General features: G+C 35.1%; 20 protein-coding genes. 19 read left to right on the top strand and 1 reads right to left on the bottom strand.

The genetic code is table 11. The features are described 5' to 3' along the window. Nucleotides 1-67: 67 nt before the first annotated feature. The 6 genes from V7719_RS04425 (at nucleotide 68) to V7719_RS04450 (ending at nucleotide 4,626) form a co-directional block, all read left to right on the top strand. Nucleotides 68-631, top strand: a complete 564-nt coding sequence (locus V7719_RS04425; RefSeq protein ID WP_335728662.1) for a TetR/AcrR family transcriptional regulator — start codon at nucleotides 68-70, stop codon at nucleotides 629-631. Between the two features lie 72 nt (nucleotides 632-703). Further along, nucleotides 704-1,252, top strand: a complete 549-nt coding sequence (locus V7719_RS04430) for a carboxymuconolactone decarboxylase family protein (protein WP_335728663.1) — start codon at nucleotides 704-706, stop codon at nucleotides 1,250-1,252. 191 nt (nucleotides 1,253-1,443) lie between these two features. Next, complete coding sequence (locus V7719_RS04435) at nucleotides 1,444-2,028, top strand: Crp/Fnr family transcriptional regulator (protein ID WP_335728664.1); 585 nt, start codon at nucleotides 1,444-1,446, stop codon at nucleotides 2,026-2,028. Between the two features lie 181 nt (nucleotides 2,029-2,209). After that, nucleotides 2,210-3,394: an NAD-dependent epimerase/dehydratase family protein gene (locus tag V7719_RS04440; protein ID WP_335728665.1), complete on the top strand. Its 1,185-nt coding sequence runs from the start codon at nucleotides 2,210-2,212 to the stop codon at nucleotides 3,392-3,394. A gap of 103 nt (nucleotides 3,395-3,497) precedes the next feature. Further along, complete coding sequence (locus tag V7719_RS04445) at nucleotides 3,498-3,875, top strand: VOC family protein (protein WP_335728666.1); 378 nt, start codon at nucleotides 3,498-3,500, stop codon at nucleotides 3,873-3,875. A 58-nt stretch (nucleotides 3,876-3,933) separates the two neighbouring features. Continuing rightward, on the top strand, nucleotides 3,934-4,626 hold the full coding sequence (locus tag V7719_RS04450; RefSeq protein ID WP_335728667.1) for a helix-turn-helix transcriptional regulator: 693 nt from the start codon (nucleotides 3,934-3,936) through the stop codon (nucleotides 4,624-4,626). A 57-nt stretch (nucleotides 4,627-4,683) separates the two neighbouring features. Here V7719_RS04450 and V7719_RS04455 read toward each other — a convergent pair whose 3' ends face one another. After that, nucleotides 4,684-6,066 carry a vanadium-dependent haloperoxidase gene (locus V7719_RS04455; protein WP_335728668.1) on the bottom strand — a complete coding sequence of 461 codons (1,383 nt, stop codon included), beginning with the start codon at nucleotides 6,064-6,066 and terminating at the stop codon, nucleotides 4,684-4,686. A 397-nt stretch (nucleotides 6,067-6,463) separates the two neighbouring features. Between V7719_RS04455 and V7719_RS04460 the strand changes: the two genes are divergently transcribed. From V7719_RS04460 to V7719_RS04520, 13 genes are all read left to right on the top strand, one after another. After that, nucleotides 6,464-8,191 carry an alpha-keto acid decarboxylase family protein gene (locus V7719_RS04460; RefSeq protein WP_335728669.1) on the top strand — a complete coding sequence of 576 codons (1,728 nt, stop codon included), beginning with the start codon at nucleotides 6,464-6,466 and terminating at the stop codon, nucleotides 8,189-8,191. A 53-nt stretch (nucleotides 8,192-8,244) separates the two neighbouring features. Next, nucleotides 8,245-10,248 (top strand): hypothetical protein, encoded by a 2,004-nt coding sequence (locus tag V7719_RS04465; RefSeq protein ID WP_335728670.1) that lies wholly within the window; start codon nucleotides 8,245-8,247, stop codon nucleotides 10,246-10,248. Between the two features lie 435 nt (nucleotides 10,249-10,683). Continuing rightward, entirely contained in the window at nucleotides 10,684-11,139 is a 456-nt protein-coding gene (locus V7719_RS04470) for a GNAT family N-acetyltransferase (RefSeq protein WP_335728671.1), read from the top strand. Nucleotides 11,140-11,274: 135 nt separating this feature from the next. After that, nucleotides 11,275-12,930, top strand: a complete 1,656-nt coding sequence (locus V7719_RS04475; protein ID WP_335728672.1) for a serine hydrolase — start codon at nucleotides 11,275-11,277, stop codon at nucleotides 12,928-12,930. A 104-nt stretch (nucleotides 12,931-13,034) separates the two neighbouring features. Next, the gene (locus V7719_RS04480) at nucleotides 13,035-13,562 is read left to right on the top strand and encodes a DUF4440 domain-containing protein (RefSeq protein ID WP_335728673.1); all 528 of its coding nucleotides are present in this window, start codon (nucleotides 13,035-13,037) and stop codon (nucleotides 13,560-13,562) included. A gap of 1 nt (nucleotide 13,563) precedes the next feature. Further along, entirely contained in the window at nucleotides 13,564-14,202 is a 639-nt protein-coding gene (locus V7719_RS04485; protein WP_335728674.1) for an MOSC domain-containing protein, read from the top strand. A 24-nt stretch (nucleotides 14,203-14,226) separates the two neighbouring features. Continuing rightward, nucleotides 14,227-14,862: a hypothetical protein gene (locus tag V7719_RS04490; protein WP_335728675.1), complete on the top strand. Its 636-nt coding sequence runs from the start codon at nucleotides 14,227-14,229 to the stop codon at nucleotides 14,860-14,862. A gap of 341 nt (nucleotides 14,863-15,203) precedes the next feature. Continuing rightward, nucleotides 15,204-16,535 (top strand): OmpP1/FadL family transporter, encoded by a 1,332-nt coding sequence (locus V7719_RS04495; protein ID WP_335728676.1) that lies wholly within the window; start codon nucleotides 15,204-15,206, stop codon nucleotides 16,533-16,535. A gap of 11 nt (nucleotides 16,536-16,546) precedes the next feature. Beyond that, nucleotides 16,547-17,791 carry a type III sulfide quinone reductase, selenoprotein subtype gene (gene sqr, locus V7719_RS04500; protein WP_335728677.1) on the top strand — a complete coding sequence of 415 codons (1,245 nt, stop codon included), beginning with the start codon at nucleotides 16,547-16,549 and terminating at the stop codon, nucleotides 17,789-17,791. A 22-nt stretch (nucleotides 17,792-17,813) separates the two neighbouring features. Further along, nucleotides 17,814-18,128, top strand: coding sequence for a TusE/DsrC/DsvC family sulfur relay protein (locus V7719_RS04505; RefSeq protein WP_335728678.1), 315 nt, complete (start codon nucleotides 17,814-17,816; stop codon nucleotides 18,126-18,128). 35 nt (nucleotides 18,129-18,163) lie between these two features. Then, nucleotides 18,164-18,679, top strand: a complete 516-nt coding sequence (locus V7719_RS04510; protein ID WP_335728679.1) for a DsrE/DsrF/DrsH-like family protein — start codon at nucleotides 18,164-18,166, stop codon at nucleotides 18,677-18,679. Between the two features lie 100 nt (nucleotides 18,680-18,779). After that, the gene (locus tag V7719_RS04515) at nucleotides 18,780-20,015 is read left to right on the top strand and encodes a DEAD/DEAH box helicase (protein WP_335728680.1); all 1,236 of its coding nucleotides are present in this window, start codon (nucleotides 18,780-18,782) and stop codon (nucleotides 20,013-20,015) included. Between the two features lie 12 nt (nucleotides 20,016-20,027). Further along, nucleotides 20,028-21,083, top strand: coding sequence for a helix-turn-helix domain-containing protein (locus tag V7719_RS04520; RefSeq protein WP_335728681.1), 1,056 nt, complete (start codon nucleotides 20,028-20,030; stop codon nucleotides 21,081-21,083). Nucleotides 21,084-21,095: the final 12 nt, after the last annotated feature.

Below are 21,095 nucleotides of genomic sequence, written 5' to 3' on the forward strand. Positions count from 1 at the left end.
TAAAAAAATGTTAACTATTTTTTTGTTTCTAAACGATTGGTTAGATTTGTCCTGTATTTAAAAATTAATGGCAAGAAAGAAAGAATATATAGAAGAAGAAGTGATAGAAAAAGCAATGGATTTATTCTGGCGCAATGGTTACGAAACCACTTCTATGCAAATGTTAGAGAAAGAAATGGGCATTAACAAATTTTCAATCTACGCTAGTTTTGGAAGTAAAGAAGGGGTTTTTCTTGAGAGTATAAAGTTCTATAAGCAAAAGTTAAGGCAAATTACCGACAAACTAAAGGCATCTTCTAATGGCATTGCAGGCTTAAAGCAATACTTCTATGATTTTATAGAGTTTTCAAGAGATGCTACGATAAGAAAAGGATGTTTGATAACCAATTCGGCAAATGAATTAGATGAGAATGCCAATCTAAAAATCAAAGACGAGTTATCAAAATTTACAAACAACATTAGAAGTTTGTTTGCGAATAATTTAAAAAAAGAGGAAGACCTAAATGCTATTGAAGTAGAAGAAAAAGCAGATTATTTAATCATATCCATGTTTGGACTAGCCTCTGCATCACGCGTATTTAACGAATCACAATTATATAATTATATAGAAAACATATTTAAAAGCTTATAACATTTTTTTTAACTTATAACTAAACAATCGTTTAGTTATAAAAAACATAAATAATAACTAAAAATTAAAATCATGAGTACATTACAAATTCACACTATCGAATCAGCTCCAGAAGAGAGTAAATCACAATTAGAAGCTTCAGTAAAAAGTTTTGGAATGCTACCTAACCTTCATGGTGCTTTAGCCGAAGCTCCAGGTCTATTACAAGCCTATAAAATGTTACACGAGTTGTTTCAGAAGTCGTCATTTAATGCAGATGAATTAACAGTTGTTTGGCAGACCATAAACGTAGAACATGCTTGCCATTATTGTGTACCTGCTCATACAGGAATCTCACATATGATGAAAGTAGATCCTGCATTGACAGAAGCACTTAGAAATAGAAATGCAATGCCTAATGCCAAACTGCAAGCGTTACAGGATACCACATTATCTATTGTTAGAAATAGAGGACATATCTCAGAATCAGAAATAGAGGCATTTTATGCAGTAGGATACCAACAAAGACAATTGTTGGAAATCATTTTAGGCATATCTCAAAAAGTGATTAGCAACTATACAAATCATATTGCAAAGACACCTGTAGATGCTGCCTTTGAAAAGTTTGTTTGGGAAAAGTAGACACACTAGAGTCATGAATAAATAGAAGGTAATATATTTAAATTCAGACCGTTATACCTAAACCACTTTATTAACCTAAAGTGGTTTTTGACTTAAATACTTACCGATAATCTATTTTATAAAGAGAATACCGACACTTATGCAATCAATCAAAAAGTTATATGTATTTTAATGATACCAATCAAATTCTAATGCGTACCGACAATTCTAAAATTAGCGAGATTTTTAAGACTCTTTCATTTTCCGAAGCGGAAATAAAGATCATAGAATCGGTGTTTCATAAAGCGAGCTACAAAAAGGGAACTGTTCTTCTTAGAGCAGATGATATTGTAGATGCCCAATATTACACATATAGTGGATGCCTTAGGTCATACCATATAGATTCACACGGAAAAGAGCACACGGTTCAATTTGCAATTAAAGATTGGTGGATAAGTGATTATACAGCGTATTTTTCTACAACTAAATCTATAATGAATATAGAAGTTCTTAAAGATGCTGTAATCTATAGATTATCAAAAGAAGATAAAGAATATCTATATACACAGATTCCGAAAATAGAATCCTTTTTCAGAAAAAAACTAGAGCGAGCGTTTGCTGCATTTCAAAAACGCATTTTATCTAATCTATCTCAAACCGCCACAGAACGCTACACGAGTTTCGTTAACAAATATCCTAACATTGAGCAAAGTGTCAAGAACTATCACATTGCTTCTTATCTTGGAATCACTACTGAAAGTTTAAGCAGAATTCGAAAAGAATTACCCATCCACTAAATTTATTACCATACATCAATTTTTTTAAAGCTTAACAATCATACCTTTGTACCAATAGGTAAAATTGACAAAAAAACGCTATAGAAAATCCCTAACGATTAATAGCTAAAGAGCGCGAGTTGTAAAAGACTTGCGCTTTTTTTGTATCTTTAAGTTTGTAACTTGATACAACTAGGCGTCAATGAAAACAAGAAATTCTAGAAGGGCTTTTATAAAAAAAGGTGCATTAGCTGGTTTAGCTATTCCATTGGTTGGAAGTGGCTTAATGAGTTGTCAAACAAAAGAGAAAAAAGAGAGTACAACGACTCAAAAACCCAACAAGAAACTTAATATATTAATTCTTGGAGGCACTAGTTTTTTGGGACCTCATCAAATAGCCTATGCTATTTCTAGAGGTCATAAGGTATCTACATTTACCAGAGGAAAAACGATACCTACAGTTAATAAGGATGCCTTTAAACATGTTGAACAACTTATTGGCGATCGTGAAAATAATCTGAAAGCATTAGAAAACAGAACTTGGGATGTCGTGATTGATAATTCTGGTCGTAATGTTCAATGGACAAAAGACACAGCTAATTTATTAAAGGACAATGCTGGTTTATATATGTATACCTCTTCAACAGGCGTGTATTATCCTTACAAAGGAGATCATATAAAAGAAGACACAAAGCTTATTCTTGAAATGCCTGACGGACTCACAGAAGACGAAAAATATGAGCAAGATTATGGTATCATGAAAGGAAATTCAGAACTTGAAACTATCAAAGCTTTTGGTAAAGAACGATCTATTATTATAAGACCAACCTATATGATTGGTCCTGCAGATCGAACCAACCGATTTGTGCATTGGCCTTTACGTTTTGCCAAAGGTGGAAAGATATTAGTTCCTGGTAAGCATGATGATTTAGTACAATATGTCGATGTTAGAGATGTCGCAGAATGGTACATTAGATTAGCCGAAAACAAACAATATGGCACCTACAATGCTGTTGGCCCAGAAGCAACACAAACTGTACATGAATTTGCGACTAAAGCAGCCAAAACGTTTGATGTAGAATCGACTTTCACAATGGTAGATGACTATGAGTTTCTTAAATCAAATAGCATCTACTTCGCCATTCCGTGGGTTATGGCTGAAGACAATCATTATGGCTCTGCAAGAATAGATCATCAAAGCGCTATGAATGCTGGATTAACTTATAGACCATTAAAAGATACGGTAAAAGACACCTACGATTGGTGGATGTCTAATGCTGTTGCTAAGGACAGAAAACAAAAGTATCATAGTGACCCAAACTCTTTATTAGCAAAAGAAAAAGACATTCTTGCCAGTTGGGGAAAACACCAAAAAACCAAAGGTTAATTCCCTCTTCTTCGGAAATTATAAACTTAAAAATACCCTTGACATAATCTGTCACTAGCTCAAATATCTTTGCATTTCGTTTAACAATTAAATCAATTTAAAAATGAAAAACGCAGTGAACTGGTTCGAAATTCCAGTAAAAGATTACAACAGAGCAAAACAATTTTACAGTACTATTATGGACTCTAAAATCACAGATCATCCAATGCCAGAACAAAACATTAAATATGGCATATTTGAGTACGATGAAGACAATAATGCCGTTGGTGGTGCAATTATTGAAGGTGAAGGGCAAAACCCAACAACCGATGGCGCAACTATCTATTTAAATGGTGGAGAAAATTTAAACATGGCGCTAGGAAAAGTTGAACCTAATGGCGGAAAAATTATGATGCCAAAAACAGACATTGGCGCATTTGGTTTCATCGCTCAGTTTATAGATACAGAAGGTAATCGCGTTGCATTACACTCTATTATGTAATTCGTCAATCAAAATTATAAGATAGTGAATTGCTATGCGGTTCACTATCTTTGTTATTATGTCACAACTTTCAAGACTCATATCAATATTAACATTATTACGTTCAAAACGTTTGTTAACTGCTAGCGAATTAGCAGATAAATTTGACGTTAGTATGAGAACTATTTATAGAGATATAAGAAAGTTAGAAGAAGCAGGAATTCCAGTAATGACTATTGAAGGAAAAGGGTATTCATTAATGGAAGGTTATACTATGGCTCCAGTTCAATTTACCGAAAAGCAGGCCAACGCGTTAATAACAGCGCAACATCTGGTCAATCAAACAAACGATTTGTCTTTTGCTACCGACTTTAAAGATGCGATGACTAAGATAAAATCTGTATTTAAAACATCTGTACAGGAAAAAAGTGAGTTATTAAGTAGCAAAATTCATGTCTTCGATTCCAACTACGAGAATATTTCTAGCAATGCCTTATCTGAGATACAAATAGCAATTACCAATTTTAATTATGTTGAAATTAATTACCAAAAGGCAAATGATCCTAATATATCATTCCGAAAAATAGAACCCTACGCCTTCTATGCTACTCATCATAAATGGATTTTAATTGCATGGTGTCATTTGCGTAACGATTACCGCGCTTTTAGAATTGATCGCGTTCAGAATTTTAAAATCCTCAACGATACGTTTGAAGACCGAAAATTTAATCTGCAAACGTATTTTCAATCCTGTCCTTATGATGGAAAATAATCTACTCCATTACACAATCAAATGTATAAATAAAGCGGCTTTTCTGAGTTTATTAATTTAATTAGACGAGAGATTAAAGCCATTAACAGCATCAGAAATCTCATAGCCTAAGCGATAGCCTTCTGTGCAATCCATTCGCATATGAACTCCAAACGGAACTCTAGAAAATGCGCTCTCTTCGGCCATTTCACTAAAAGAACCAAACTGCCTTGGAGAGCCTCTAAACTCAGTTTCGGCTTCATGTGTTCTATCTATAAAATCAACACTATCACCAAACTCATTAATAAATATTCCAGCTGCTGCAGATGCAAATGTTGAATGTCCAGACGGATACCCAGGAAACGATGGGTTTGGCCAATAAATAAACCGGTACAAATTAGTTTCAAATTCAGAATCTATAAATTCTTCAATATATACATTTGGTCGCATCACCATATATTCATATTTGTCTGCCCAAGTAGATACAGCGGCATCATTAAGCGAAAACCCTAACTTAAGGAATAGCGCTAAAGTAGTTTCGTAATCCAAATCAAACTGCTTTACTAATTGTCCTGCTATTGAAAACTGATGACCTGGAGGGCTCATCATCAAACCTTCAACATCATCAGACCAAAACTCTGCAATCCATAAATCTTCATTATCCTCTTCTCTGGCTGTGTTATTGAGTTCATAGGTTTCATACATTTGAGTGTAATAAGGACTATCAGTAATTTCACTATATGTAATTGGAGGTGGGTTTGTAGAGGTTTCCTCAGAAGAGATCACAAAGGTTCTCACAGATTCCCAATACGGAAACAAGGCTCTTTCTTGATCTGCACTATAGGTCCAAAATCCTTCTCCCACAGGCGGCTCGTACGATAAAGGTTGCGGCTCTAATTGTTGTTGTTCGGCTTCAGTATCTGTTAAACTATAAGCGATAACGCGCTGTGCGACATAATTCCCCCATGCTTCCGAATCTTGAATAAGTGCGTTAGACATATCTACAGAAAGTTCACTTTCCTTTTCGTTCTCTAACTCCCCAATCAAGGCTTCCATAGTATCAGGAATATTATACATAAAATGATCAGTTACTCTGGCATAGCAAGCATTTAAAGCGACATTCAAATCAATAAGGTCTGCACGCTCATTTTCGTTAATATTAAGACCATCCAATCTGCCTTCATTTGAGGTATAACTAGCCATTTCATAAACAGACGTTTCATAAGCTGCTAAATGAATATAAGCCAAGGATCTGGCTGTGGCATTAGGTCGCATTCCTGTAGCATTACGATCTAGTTCTAGCCATAATTCATTCCAGTCTACAATGAGTTTCGTAGTGGCATCAGAGAGTTCTGTAGCCTCATTATCATCGATAACTTCATCATCATCACTAGCACACGATTCAAACAACCCACATACCAATAGTAACATTAGTATCCATTTTAGGTTTGAGTTTTTCATAATATTAGATTTTAAGTTAAACAAAAAAAACACATGTGCCTTTTGTTTAAAAGCGCATGCCTTTTCATTCATTTACTCGTACGCTGTCTAATTTTGAAAAGCGTAAAATTCAATCAAATATACTTGTTTTTTTTATTATTAAAATGATTTAAAGACGTTTTAGTAATACGTCATAAACATTTAGTTCCTAAACGAAATAAAAAAACGTTCTAACTATTAAAATAAATTTCAATCACTTGATAATAAATATATTAACATTGAATTAATTGTTTTTATACTGAAATATAATAAATCGAAAATCGAAAATGATTTTAAAATCACGTAAAACCACCTATAAATTCTAGGTTGATAACCGCTAAATTTGAGTACAAATCAATTAGTTATTAATTAAGAAAACATGAAAGATAAAACACCTACAAAGGTATTTACTGTCGCAGATTACTTACTTACTCGACTCAAACAATTAAATGTTACTGAACTTTTTCAAATCCCTGGAGATTATGTAAAAAATTTTACACAAGCTCTGGAGAATTTTGATGGCATAAAAACTATTGGAACCTCCAATGAATTGGATGCCGCATATGCTGCTGATGCTTATGGTCGGACTCGAGGCTTAGCAGCCGTATCCTTACAATATGGCGTAAGTACATACAGCGCATTGAATGCCATTGCTGGAGCCTATGTAGAACGCAGTCCAGTTGTAGTCATTAGTGCTACTCCAGGAGCAGATGCGCGCCAAATAGGAAGTATGTACAATGTATTGTACCATCACTCAACCGGAGATCTCAATGCCGATCAAGACATTTTTGAAAAAGTAACGGTCGCGGCAGAAACGTTAAGCACTTCGGTAGGTGCTGCCGAAAAAATAGATCATCTAATCATCGCTGCCATTACGCATCAACGACCCGTTTATATTGCATGCTACAAAGAAGTATGGTTAGAACCTTGCCCAAAACCGCCTAAAAAGAAACTTCAACCTATTATTCCAAAGAGCGAAAAAGCAGCACTCAATAACGCCGTAACTCAAGCATGGAAACAAATTACAAATGCAAAATCACCAATGATCTTTGCAGGAGTAGAACTATTACGACATGGGCTCACCAAAGAATTGAAAGAGCTCATTGAAGTCAGTGGTATGTTATATACTACAACGAGTCTCGGTAAGACTGTTTTAGATGAAAAAGGCGATAAATTTATTGGAACCTATTCGGATCAAGCCTCAATTCCTCAGGTATTAACACTTGTAGAAGCAGCAGACTGCTTCATCAATTTAGGGACCATCATAACCGATGATTACTTGTGGTTTGTAGAAAACAAATTTGAAGATATAATTATCGCCACAACCGAGGAAATGCGTGTTGGTTATTTCACCTTTCAAGATGTCACTTTAAAAGATTTCATGTTAGCTTTAATAGAACGCTTCAAGGATGATAAAGCGTATCCTTTAAAAACAAAAGCACCTGCACAACCAAAATTTCCAGAACCATGGGTCTCAAATTCAGATATTAAATTCAATAAAAAACCCGAAATCATCACATTTAATCGCTTTTTTGAGCATTCAATGAAATTCTTAAAAAAAGAAAAAATGTTAGATGATATCATCATGAATTTTGGCGTGAGTTCATCGATGTATGTGGCTACGAATGCCTACGGATTATCTCAAAACACTTATATCTCTTCGGCGGCTTGGCAGTGTATTGGTTTTGAAACTGGCGCAACATCTGGTTCCCAATTAGGGAGTGGCAAACGTTCTTGGACGGTTGCTGGTGATGGCGGATTTATGATGATTGCGCAGTCACTTTCCACACTTGTGAAGTACAAACTGAACTCGGTGATTTTTGTTATGAGTAATGGCGTTTATGCCATCGAACAAGTATTCGTGGATATGGATTCTTTTAAAGCTGGACCTAAGCATAAATTTGATGGTTTTGACATCTTGCCGACTTGGGATTATCAAGCATTAGCCAAAGCATTTGGAGCCCATAGTTACAAAGCTGAAACGATATCTGAACTGAATGACGTTCTTAAAAATCTAAAGAAAAAAACCAACCTTCCTACATTGGTTGAGATTGTAATTCCGAAAAAGGATTTACCTCAGCAGATGGAAAGAATTGGCAACGAATAAAAGGAATTCAACACAAAAATAAATTATAATAGTTCAACATAAAACAATCAATTATGAAAACAAAAACATATTCCATTTTTGGTGCAGGTGCTTCTGGTCTTTACACAGCTTGGAGACTGCTCAATGGAGAATCGAAGACAAAAAAAAATGAAAAGATGCTGGAAAAGGGTGATGTATTAGAGCTCTATGACTGGGGGAAATATAATTTTTCAAAAAAAGAATCAGGAACAAGAGAACCTGGAGCTCGTGTTTGTACTTGGCATTATAAAGACGATAAAAACAATTCCTATTTAGAACTTGGCGGCATGCGCTATTCGTATTGGGATGGCAAACCAATGGGTGAAGGTCATCGAGTGGTTACCAAAACCATTGAAGCCTTAGACCTGAAAAAATTCTCCGTTCCTTTTAATGAATCGGCAGATCCTTTGATGTCACTACGAACAAAGAACATGTACATTTCTGATGTCAATTCTAATCAACCTGCACCTTATGCGGTCAACAATTATGGTGCCGATTCAGCACCTGATGATGAGTTCACAACCATAGAATCTGTTGCTATTACTGAAGAGTCAGGACCTAAAACGCGAAGAGAATGGTGTGACTTTTATCAGAATGGAGAAATCAAGATTCAGATGCCAGAAAGTTCCGTATTTAAAAAGGGAGATTCATTAAAAGATATTGGCTATTGGAATTTAGCCTATGATATGCTCGGGCAAGAAGGGTTTAGTTATTTAGCCGATGGTAATGGCTACTCTTCCAATGTTGTTAATAGTAATAGCGCTCAGTCTTTTAGTGTTAATGACGAATTCACACCAGGAACCGAATATAAAACCTTAACCAAAGGGTTCTCAAGTTTATTCACTGGCTTATTTGATGCTGTGGTAAAACTCGCAAAACAGAAAGGTATTATCCTTAGCTACCATCCTGATGTGCGATTGCGTTCTATTTTGGATACTAAACACGGCATTCATTTTACCACGGCTACGCGCAAAGCTCCAGACAGACTTGCTGAAAGCAAAACCTGTGACGCCGCATTTCTTGCCATGCCAAGAAGTGCCATCGAGTTAGTCGCTCAGGCCACACGTTATAGTGAAAAAGAAGGATTGGACGTACTCAATCATGAGAAAGTGCAGCTCTATCTAGAATCGGTTATTATGGAACCCTCATATAAAGTAGGCATGTTCTTTGAAACGCCATGGTGGAGAGACACTACTAAGGGTTCACCAAAATATCCAGCGAAACTAACCAGTTACTTCTTAACGGAAGAAGGCATTGAAGAATTAAAACATCATAAATTCCCAGAGAAATATATCAAAGAGCTACAGCATGCAAAGCATCCACCAATTTTAAACACATCTTATTCTGATAAGACCCAATTTATTGATGCTGTGGAAGCACATACTAGAGAGCGATTAACTTATAAACAAGAACAACTTTTATTGAAGGTTGCCGAATTGGATACCATTGGGCCAAGCATTACTGATATGCCTATCCGACAGGTGGTGTATTTTGGTGACAATGCGCTTCAAAAGAAAGGCAAAAAAATCTATGGAATGCTCGCGAGTTATGATGATATTCAATACACCGATTTTTGGAAAGCACTCGAACTTGGACCAAAAGCAAAACGCAAAATTCCAGAATCTAGAGATGTGCAACCTTTAGAAGGTCCACGAGCTGCAACTCCAGTGATGGTAAAAGCACTGCGCCAACAATTGGCTGCCTTACATTTTGGGCCACAAACCGATTATTCTGCAGTACCAGAGCCATTAGAAACCAAATACATGGATTGGTCGCTACCGCCTTTTAACGCAGGCTACCACGCGTATAAATCACATTATAGCATGAGAGATGTACAGCGAAACATTAGAAAGCCCTCACAATTAATTAAGGGAAAAGATAGCGCCATTTTTATTGTAGGCGAAACCTATTCTAATGATCAAGCTTGGGTAGAAGGTGCGTTTTGTACTTCAGAATCTGTGCTTAATGATTTTTTTGGCATCAAACCCATTATTGACGAAAAACACTATCCGTTTATTTGTCCGGAAGAACACGTATAAAACAGAGTAAATACACTAAATAACCACCTCAAATGAGGTGGTTTTATCAAATAGCAATTTAAGACAAAGGCAATATTTATAGACATGAATTTTGATGAAGACTTACTAGAACAAATTGTTAATTTTCTAAACGGCATTCACATTGAGGTAGTTTCAACCATTTTAAACGACGACACCTTTTTACCTGGATTAAGCTTAAGAATAATCAGCTATCTATATTGACATTTCTTGTAGCTTACGAATTAACCGAATTTTTGAAGATAATAAAGGAATGGATTGAATAAAAACCATTTGCTAACAACATCTATAATCAATTGCTTGTTCTGTGCATACTCGGAAAATCCTAAGGATTTTCTTCTGGTTCGTTTTCTTTTACTAATTTAGTTGCTTGCCAACGCAACTAACCATACACGAACACATTAGGTGTAATTAAAAATGAAGATAGAGTTAATAACTAAAGAAAGTAATTTATTAGAAAAAGGTACGGAGTATTTCTGGAAACAATGGGGAATTGAATTAAATTTCAATTTCTATAAAGATTGTATTGAAAATTCTATTTCTGATAATAAATCCTTGCCTAAATTTTATTTAATGTTGGACAAAGATAAAATAATAGGTTCATATGCGTTATTAACTAATGATATTATCAGCAGACAAGATTTAATGCCTTGGTTTGCTTGTCTCTATGTAGATGAAAATTATAGAAATCTGGGATTAGCTGAAAAGTTAATAAGACATGGACTTAATGAATCTCAAAAAAAAGGATTTAAAACGTTATATCTTTCTACTGATTTAAAGGGTTTCTATGAAAAAAAAGGATGGAATTATCATTCAATTGGATATGGAGTCGACGGAAACAAGATTAAGATCTATTTTAAAGAAACAATATAAAAACTACTGCAACAACATGTATAATCAATAGCTTATCTCTGCCTTTCAAAAAACCCAACCCAAGCTGTAACCAATCCCCTATTCTTTCGTCATACAATAAATCGTAACTTTAATCCATCAAAAAATCAATTAAACATGACAACCAACCACCACATTTCAAAAGTACTAGGCCTTTGTATGGCTTTACTTATTTCAGTAACAAGTTTCGCACAAACTTTAGAAGATCAAATCAACGACTATGTCAGTTCACAATACACCTCTGAAACGCCAGGCGCTTCAGTATTAGTCGCTAAAGACGGTAAAATTATTTACAAAAATAGCTTTGGTATTTCCAACTTTGAATTAGATGTTAAAGCCGAAACAAATCATGTCTATGAAATTGGCTCAATTACAAAACAGTTCACAGCTGTAGCCATCTTAATGCTAGAAGAACAAGGCAAACTAAGCGTTAGCGATGAGATCACGAAATTCATTCCAGATTATCCAACCCAAGGTAAAACCATAACCATACATCATTTATTAAATCATACCTCTGGGATACAAAGTTATACAGGTATGGCTAGTTTTATGGAATTGGCACGAACCGATATGACACCAACCGAGCTCATTGGAAAATTCAAGAATGAGCCTATGGAATTTGATCCTGGAACTCAATTTAAATACAATAATTCTGGATATATCCTTTTGGGTCATATCATCGAAGTGACTTCTGGCAAAAGCTATGAAGACTTTATCCAAGCCAATATTTTTGACAAAGTGGGCATGACTAGTTCTTACTATGGAAGCATGACGCGATTAATTCCTAATCGTGCTACTGGCTATTCTCAAACAGATTCTGGCTATAGAAACGCCAATTATTTGAGTTTAACCTTGCCTTATGCCGCTGGATCTCTCATGTCGACAACCGAGGATATGTTGAAATGGCAAAACGCGATTAGCGCCAATACACTCATTAAAAGAAGTTCTTTAGAAAAAGCAATCAATGGGTCTATCTTAGATTCTGGTGACGACATTACCTATGGCTATGGTTGGATAAAAGGCGATATCAATGGCTCTCAAACTGTAGAACATGGTGGCGGTATTTTTGGATATACCACTAATGGGGTTTTTCTTCCTGAAGAAAATATTTATGTAATTGGACTCACCAATTGCGATTGTGGTAATATTGGTGCTGTAGTCAAAAATGTTGCGGCTATGGCTGTCGGAAAACCACTTCAGAAGAAAGAAGATGCTATCACTTTAAGTGAAGCACAACTCAGCAAATGGGTTGGCGCTTATGCTTATGATGCTGGTGTTGTTCGTCATATCACTCTAAAAGATAATCAATTATATAGCCAACGTGAAGAAAGTACTAATCTGGAAATTTACCCAATGACGGCGACCAACTTTATTTTTGATGGCGGAGATACGGCCTATGAATTTTATACTGAAGATGGAAATCGTATGGTCAAAATGAAAGTAGATGGCGAAATCATTATTGGTAAAGGCATAGACAAAGCACCTCCTGCAGCACGTGCAGAGATTACTTTAGCTCCAGAAGTGTTAGTTGATTATATTGGAAAGTATGAATTACAACCAACGTTTCATATTACTATTAGTGTAAGAGATAATAAAATATATGGCTTAGCAACCGGTCAAGGAGAGGTCGAATTATTTGCAGAAGAAAAAGATAAATTCTATTTAAAAGTGGTCACTGCAGATATTCATTTCACACGAAATGCAGAAGGAGTCATTGAAAGTCTAACCTTATTTCAAGGTGGTCAAGAAGTACCTGGAAAGAAAGTAGACTAGAGCCTTCCATATAAAACTATAAAAGACCACTTCCATTGAAGTGGTTTTTTTTTGAAACAGAAAAAAACTGTAACTTAGAGCCTGCCAAATACAATCAAAAAATCATGTTAAAAAAAACAGTTCTTCTTGTCGTATTCTTGATCGCATCAACGCAATTGAGTCAGTCGCAATCTTTACAAAACCTCAAAGACATCAATCAGGTTTGGGCTAAATTCTATCAAGCTTTTGAGACCCTAGATCATCAACCTATGGCAGAGATTCATGCGAAAGAACTCATTCGAATTGCTGGAGGACGTTCTATTCTAAATTATAAGACGTACATCACAAGCTACAAGGACAGATTCAAGGCCTCTAAGGTTAATAACGATACGAACAACATTTCTCTGCGGTTCTTTGAACGGATCAATTCCGATGATATAGCCAGCGAACGAGGCATTTTCAAACTCATCAGAAATAAAGACAAACCTAACGAACAAACCTATTATGGACAATTTCATGTGATTATAAAAAAATTAAATGGTACTTGGAAAATCACGATGGATTATGATTCTACAGAGTTTGATACCATAGGTGAAGCTGATTTTAAAAAAGCCCGTGCCATGACCGATTTTGATTCCTTTGTAAAACAATAATATGAAAATTATATCCACAAACATAGCCAAACCAACCACTTTTATGTGGAATGGTAAAGAAGAAACAACGGGCATCTACAAGACACCCATTGACGCCCCAATTCACCTTGGAAAAGAAGAAGTTAAAGGTGATGAAGTTTCTGACAGGAAAGTCCATGGTGGTGAGTTTAAAGCCTGTTACTTGTTTTCGGCAGACCATTATCCGAATTGGAAAAACTTGTATCCAAATTTGGAGTGGACCAATGGCATGTTTGGCGAGAACCTAACTGTAGAAGGTTTAAACGAGAAAGAACTTCATATTGGTGATATCTATAATGTGGGCAACGCCCTGGTTCAAATCACGCAACCAAGAGAACCGTGTTACAAGTTTACAGTAAAGTTTGGATCTCAAGACGTCTTAAAACAGTTTATAGACCATGGCTATCCAGGAACTTATATTCGTATTCTCGAAGAAGGCACTGTGAAAAATGGAGACATTTTTGAGTTGGTTAAAAAAGCAAAAGACAGTATTTCTATTTTTCAGTTTTTTGAGCTTTTATATGCTAAAGACAAGAATAAAGATCATATCAAATCTATTATAGATAACGACGCGTTACCACAACGAAAAAGAGACAAATTGACATCATACTTAGACAAATAACTCAGACCCATACGCTCCTCAACTATGGCAATATCACCTTCTACAGAACTTACAGATTTAATAACTTTTAACATTCTTTCTAATGGCTCAAGAATACCTGATACTATTGATATTGTTGGCTTTGAAATAGAACAAGTGGCAGATGCTTCTGATCAAGCGTTTATTACGATATATGATGGACGACCCGGCGGCGAGGGATTTCATGTTGCCAATTCTAAAACTTTTGAATTGGAGAACCATATTGAAATTAAACTAGGTTACAACAATACGATGACTACCGTTTTTAAAGGCAGTATTCATGGACAACAACTTGCAGGTAACGCAAATGAACCATCACAACTTAATGTTATTTGTAATACTGGTACTAATGCCATTAATAGTAAAAGACCAGCTGATGTAAACTTGTCAAAAACACCAGTTCTCAAACTCACTTATGGTGTTGATGTTTTAGAATTTGAATTGTTATTGCATCACGATGACCCAATGCAAATTGAAGGCGTTGTATCGTTTCAGGGCTTTGCAAATACCAACGTAAACGACACACTAATTCTTGAGAACTTTAGTGATAAATTTAATACGACTTACGTCATTTCTAGAGTTATTCATCACGTTGCAGATGGTGATTGGACAACCACTGCTTTTATTGCGGGAAAGCTATAATTCGCAACGAACATCCTTTTAGAGAAAACTCGATTTCTTTAGAGCAACATTAAGGACCAACTCAAACGATGAAAACTATCAAATGAGCGCTGCATTCCTAAAAAAATATGTCAGTAAAATATGCAACTGATACCACAAAAGAAAACCACCTCAAAACGAGGTGGTTTTCTTTTGACTATAACGAATTAAATCGTCTTAATATGTAACAAAGGTTACACTTACTCATGATATATATCATTTTATTGCGAGCTACATAGCAGTAATTTTACCCTAGTTATAAGTTGTTAACCCTGTAATTTTTGATGAGTTATTTTTCAAATATTACAACAAACTATATAATCATGAGATCATTTTATTCCAAACTTTTGTATTTACTTTTTTCCATTTCAGCTATGGCTCAAACTGGCCACGTTTTGCAAGGAACCGGATCCGTTAATATGTCAATGGGTGGTGCATCAACAGGACAACCTATAGATATTTCAGGTGCCTTACAATGGAATCCCGCTTCAATATCTACTTTTGATGGCACCATATTAAGTTTTGATATTGGACTATTCGCTTCATCACCTACCTTATATTCTACAGTTCCAGAATTTGACAACATGGGACAACCTACAGGTAATTTCTTTTCTGGGGTCACTGAGGACGATAGAGGCCTTTCACCTATGCCTGCGTTAGCAGTAGTTTGGGGTAAAGAAGATAGTAAACATACCTTTGGAGCTTCTGCTTTTGGAATCAGTGGATTTGGAGTTACATTCCCTGAAAACATGACCAATCCTATCAATATGCCACAACCAAATGGATTTGGTAGAATAGAATCCGATTACATTTTATTACAAATAGGCTTTACATGGGCTTATGAGTTAAATGAGAACTTTTCAATAGGTCTAGAACCTACATTAAATTATGCGACCCTAGAGCTTATACCTAATCCAACTGCTAATCCGAATGGATCTGGTTATCCTTCAACTGATAAAGCTACGGCAACAGGTTTTGGTGGTCAAATAGGCGTTTTTTATGATTCTAAAACTGGGTTTAAAGCGGGCTTATCTTATAAAACTACGCAATCATTTAGTGATTTTGAATTCGATAATACTTTTTCTGACAATTCAACGGGTACCAATGAATTTGATATGGATTATCCAGCGATATATTCTATTGGTTTAGGCTATTCAAAATCTGATTTTGATATCGCTTTAGATTATAGATTAGTTGATTATGAAAACACAGATGGGTTCTCAACAACTGGATGGACGCCAACAGCATCCGTAAGTGGATTTGGATGGGAGAATATGTCAATAGTTTCTGCAGGTATCCAATACAAAGGAATTGAGAAACTGCCATTACGAGTTGGATACACGTATAGTTCTAATCCGATAAATGAAGACGTTGCATTTTTCAATATCCCAGCAACTGCAATCATCAAAAATGCATTTCAACTAGGTGCAACGTACGAATTTAGTGATAGACTTAATTTAAATGCCGTATATCATCATGGTGATAGTGGTGGAAAAACTTCAGGTCAAATATTGAATCCCGCATTTATATCAGGCTTCCCTCCTTATGGAGCAATCCCAGGAAGTAATGTGTCATATGATATGACTACCGATTTATTCATGATTGGATTTAATTACACCTTTAAAAGCAAACAAGCTGAAACTAACGACAAATAAAAACTAATAAAATGAAAGAGCTACTCATATTAGGTGCAGGAACTTCTGGAACGATGATGGCAAATCACCTTCGAAAAACACTTCCTAAAAAAGAATGGAACTTAACAATAGTGGATCAGGAAGAAACCCATTATTATCAACCTGGATTTTTGTTTCTGCCTTTCGATCTATATAAGACTAAAGATGTTAAAAAGAAAATAGATAAGTTCATTCCTAAAGGTGTTAATCTAATTAACGAAAAAATTGAACGCATAGATAAAGACAATGATACTGTTATACTTAAAAACAGTACATCATTAAAGTATGATATTTTAATTATAGCAACAGGAACAGATATTGCACCTCAAGAAACTGAAGGCATGCTAGGTGATCATTGGCACGAAACTGTATTTGATTTTTACACATATGAAGGTGCGAGAAACTTACGAAATAAATTAAGAAATTGGGAAGGTGGTAAACTTGTTGTACATATTACTGAAATGCCAATAAAATGTCCTGTAGCACCTTTAGAATTTGCTTTTTTAGCTGACTCCTATTTTATTAATAAAGGCATGAGAGATAAAGTTGACATTACATTTGTAACACCAATGTCTGGTGCATTTACAAAACCAAAAGCAACTGAAGCTCTAGAGTACTTACTAGAGCAAAAACATATTAAAGTAATTCCTGACTTCAATATAGAACATGTTGACGGTGTGCAAAAAAAGATTGTTGATTATGCTGGAGATGAAATACTGTATGATTTATTGGTCACTGTTCCTACTAATATGGGAGATGACATGATTGAACGCTCTGGATTTGGAGATGAATTAAATTTTATACCAACCGATAAGACAACGCTTCAAACTACAATAAAAGACAATATTTTTGCTATTGGTGATGCGACCAATATACCGGCTTCTAAAGCTGGATCTGTTGCGCATTTTGAAGCCGAAATATTAACTGAAAACATCAAACGTTATATCGCCGGAAAAGAACTTAAAAAAGAATATGACGGTCATGCTAATTGCTTTATAGAAACAGGTCATGGCAAAGCCTTATTAATCGATTTTAATTACACCCAAGAACCTGTTAAAGGCACATTTCCGTTTGCAGGTATAGGTCCATTAAGTCTATTAAAGGAAACTCACATGAACCATATGGGTAAATTAGCCTTCCGATGGATTTATTGGAACATGCTCATTAAAGGTAAACATATTCCTTTTGTATCTGCAACAATGGATACTGCTGGAAAACAATTAGAAGAATCAATATAATAACAAACTAAATCTCAAAACAATGGTAGTAGAAAAAATATATGGCGAACTATGTGTGACGTGTAATACACAAGGGTATTTAACAGATCTAAATCAATGGACTAAAAACGTTGGTATAGAAATCGCTAAGGAAGAAGATATTGTAATGACCGACAAACATTGGGAAGTCATCGATTATTTACAAGACCAATGTAGAGAACAAGTTGCTTTAAGCATTAGAAAAATCGGTAAAAGTGGCGTTGTGAGTATTAAAGAATTCTATCAACTGTTCCCAAAAGGACCTTTAAAAATATCTAGTAGAATAGCTGGTATTCCAAAACCCGTAAGTTGTATTTAACTAAGGGCATCATTAATTAATAAATACTATTAAAAATGGAAAATACTATGACAAGTCCTGTATCTGAAAAAGTGGACGATAAAAAACCAATCAAAAAAATGATGCTTATACTTTCTAAGGCAACAATAGATAACGTTTATGCCTGTTTTATACTGGCAAATGGCGCACGAATGGAAGGCATCGAATCTGAAATTTTCTTTACGTTTTTTGGTTTGGAAGCCATCACTAAAAAGAAATTAGAACATTTACATGTAGCCACTGTTGGAAATCCTGGTATGCATATTCCAACGATGCTAGGTGGTTTACCAGGTATGGAAGCCTTAGCAACAAAAATGATGAAATCGGAAATGGAAAAGCTCGATATTCCTCCAGTTGGTGAGTTCTTAGAAATTCTTGCTGCTTCTGGCACAAAACTTTGGGCTTGTAAACTGGCTATGGATATGTTCCATATTGAAAAAGAAGATTTAATTGATGATCTGGATGATGTATTAACCGTCGGTGATTTCTATGCAAGAGCAGAAGGTGATAGTACACAACTCATGTTTATATAATAGTACTTCAATTTAACCAAAAAACCACTTTGCTCATGTAAAGTGGTTTTTTAATTTACAACTTCTTCTTTTAAACTATCTTTGCATCAAAACATAATTGATGTCGTTTAAAGACTTAAAACTCAACAAACCTATTTTAAGAGCCATCGCTGAAGCTGGATATGATAATCCAACATTGGTTCAGGAAAAAACAATTCCGGTCGTGCTAGAGCGCAAGGATGTGATTACCTCAGCACAAACAGGAACAGGTAAAACGGCAGCTTTTGCCTTACCTATTTTACAGTTGTTATATGACAAGCAAGAGGCACCAAAAAAGGGAAAGAAAATCAGAGCCTTAGTTGTGAGTCCGACACGAGAACTAGCCATTCAGATTGCTAAAAATTTCGAGACCTACGCTACACATACAAATTTAAGATCTGCAGTAGTTTATGGTGGTACATCCATCGAGCCACAAAAAGATATTTTGGCAAAAGGCATCGATATTTTAGTGGCTACACCTGGACGTTTACTAGATCTTCACAAACAAGATTTACTCAACTTAGATTATATAGAGACATTCGTTTTAGACGAAGCCGATTTAATGTTAGATATGGGCTTTATTGACGATGTTAAAAAGATCGAACGTATGTGTCCTGAAACCAAACAAACACTTTTGTTTTCGGCAACAATGCCATTCAAAGTAGAACAATTAGCAAATTCGATATTAAAAGATCCTGTGCGTATTGAAGTAACGCCGACTTCTTCCGCAGCAAAAAATGTAAGTCAGGTATTATATTACGTACCAAAAAAGGATAAAATAGAATTATGCTTACATGTCCTTCGGAATACGATAAAAGGTAATATTCTGATTTTTAGACGCACCAAGTTTGGTGTAGACAAACTCCATGAAACACTTATAAATAATGGCTATACCGCTGAACATTTACATGGCGATCGATCGCAAAATGAACGTCAGAATGCACTTGCCGATTTCAAACGTGGAAAAGTAAATATTCTTATTGCTACTGATGTTGCAGCTCGTGGTATTGACATTAACGAATTGGATGCTGTGGTCAATTTTGATTTGCCTAACGTGCCTGAAACTTATGTGCATCGTATTGGTAGAACTGGTCGTGCTGGTGAATTTGGTCACTCCTATTCCTTTTGTTCAGCAGATGAAAAACCATACGTTAAAACGATTCAGCAATTGATTAATGTTCAGATTCCAGTAGAGGAGAATCATCCGTATCCTTTAGATCCGAAAGCGCAACCTATTGTACACAAAAAACAAGGTAGCAAGTATAGAAAAGGACGTAAAGGTGAAGGCTCTAAAAAGAAAAAGAAACGTTGGTATTAAAATAATTTAAAATTGAAAGTAGAAAAATTCAGTCCTGAGATTAATAAAGTATACTTTATAGAAAGCCATACGCTTATTCACATTCTTTCAGGAAAAGGAAGTATTCAAGTTGATTTTAAAAATTACTTCGATTGGCAAGAAAAAGCCATTTTCTTAGAAAAAGGACAATACATCAAGTTTCTTTCAGAAGGTTTCACTGTTAGAAGAATTGAGTTTTCTAATGACACAAAATTTTATAATCCTGAAGTTAGAGTATTATTCAAGCACCTCATTTCACTTGGTTATATCGATTTATTAGAGTGTGAAGAATGTGAAACTTTTTTATCGGAATCTGTCCTAGCGAATAACTCTTCAGATATAATAGATATCTCATTAAAACAATGGTATTGGCAAAATCCGTTTAAAGCAAACAAAGAAGAATACCAAGTTATTTTTGATACGAAGGCAATTATAGATGAGGAATATTCAAACCAGCTAACAAGCCTTGATTTAGTAAGTTTAATTAATGAACGTGGATATGACGCCCAAGCTTTAATAAAAAACAAGATTGGTTTATCTGTAAAAAACTTAATGAGTTCAAAAAAACATCAAGAACGTTTAAAGGAGGTTGCATTCACAGATAAAACGATACAAGAGATTTCCTATGAATTAGGTTTTAAAGATGATGCTTACTTTAATCGCGTATTTAAAAATTCTACTGGACAAACGCCAAAAGAGTTTAGATCAAATTTTGATTTTGAAAACAGAGACCTATTCACACAAGACATCATGGAACTTCTTGGTAAGTACCATACTCACGAAAGAACTCTAGCATTTTATGCAGATAAAATGAATCTTTCTATCAAAACTTTATCTAAAAAAGTGCAATCAAAAATGAATACCTCTTTAGGCCAATTAATTCGGTTAGAACTCATACATACTGCCAAGTTAATGCTTCTAGAAGGTGAACCTATAACTACAATCTCTGGAAGGTTGGGCTTTGAAGAGTCCAATCATTTTTCTAGGTTTTTTAAACACTATTCTGGACAAACTCCAACCGCCTTCAAGTTAAAAAAGTACAATTCTTAGTCCTTTTTTTGT

Source organism: Psychroserpens sp., from assembly GCF_036960315.1.
GTDB lineage: Bacteria > Bacteroidota > Bacteroidia > Flavobacteriales > Flavobacteriaceae > Psychroserpens.

Excerpts from the sequence above, each read along its gene's own strand:
- V7719_RS04430 (WP_335728663.1), top strand. The coding sequence starts at position 704 with ATGAGTACATTACAAATTCACACTATCGAATCAGCTCCAGAAGAGAGT.
- V7719_RS04515 (WP_335728680.1), top strand. The coding sequence starts at position 18,780 with ATGTCGTTTAAAGACTTAAAACTCAACAAACCTATTTTAAGAGCCATC.
- V7719_RS04490 (WP_335728675.1), top strand. The coding sequence starts at position 14,227 with ATGGCAATATCACCTTCTACAGAACTTACAGATTTAATAACTTTTAAC.
- V7719_RS04505 (WP_335728678.1), top strand. The coding sequence starts at position 17,814 with ATGGTAGTAGAAAAAATATATGGCGAACTATGTGTGACGTGTAATACA.
- V7719_RS04440 (WP_335728665.1), top strand. The coding sequence starts at position 2,210 with ATGAAAACAAGAAATTCTAGAAGGGCTTTTATAAAAAAAGGTGCATTA.
- V7719_RS04475 (WP_335728672.1), top strand. The coding sequence starts at position 11,275 with ATGACAACCAACCACCACATTTCAAAAGTACTAGGCCTTTGTATGGCT.
- V7719_RS04435 (WP_335728664.1), top strand. The coding sequence starts at position 1,444 with ATGCGTACCGACAATTCTAAAATTAGCGAGATTTTTAAGACTCTTTCA.
- V7719_RS04465 (WP_335728670.1), top strand. The coding sequence starts at position 8,245 with ATGAAAACAAAAACATATTCCATTTTTGGTGCAGGTGCTTCTGGTCTT.
- V7719_RS04485 (WP_335728674.1), top strand. The coding sequence starts at position 13,564 with ATGAAAATTATATCCACAAACATAGCCAAACCAACCACTTTTATGTGG.
- sqr (WP_335728677.1), top strand. The coding sequence starts at position 16,547 with ATGAAAGAGCTACTCATATTAGGTGCAGGAACTTCTGGAACGATGATG.
- V7719_RS04470 (WP_335728671.1), top strand. The coding sequence starts at position 10,684 with ATGAAGATAGAGTTAATAACTAAAGAAAGTAATTTATTAGAAAAAGGT.
- V7719_RS04425 (WP_335728662.1), top strand. The coding sequence starts at position 68 with ATGGCAAGAAAGAAAGAATATATAGAAGAAGAAGTGATAGAAAAAGCA.
- V7719_RS04495 (WP_335728676.1), top strand. The coding sequence starts at position 15,204 with ATGAGATCATTTTATTCCAAACTTTTGTATTTACTTTTTTCCATTTCA.
- V7719_RS04450 (WP_335728667.1), top strand. The coding sequence starts at position 3,934 with ATGTCACAACTTTCAAGACTCATATCAATATTAACATTATTACGTTCA.
- V7719_RS04455 (WP_335728668.1), bottom strand. The coding sequence starts at position 6,066 with ATGAAAAACTCAAACCTAAAATGGATACTAATGTTACTATTGGTATGT.
- V7719_RS04460 (WP_335728669.1), top strand. The coding sequence starts at position 6,464 with ATGAAAGATAAAACACCTACAAAGGTATTTACTGTCGCAGATTACTTA.
- V7719_RS04510 (WP_335728679.1), top strand. The coding sequence starts at position 18,164 with ATGGAAAATACTATGACAAGTCCTGTATCTGAAAAAGTGGACGATAAA.
- V7719_RS04480 (WP_335728673.1), top strand. The coding sequence starts at position 13,035 with ATGTTAAAAAAAACAGTTCTTCTTGTCGTATTCTTGATCGCATCAACG.
- V7719_RS04445 (WP_335728666.1), top strand. The coding sequence starts at position 3,498 with ATGAAAAACGCAGTGAACTGGTTCGAAATTCCAGTAAAAGATTACAAC.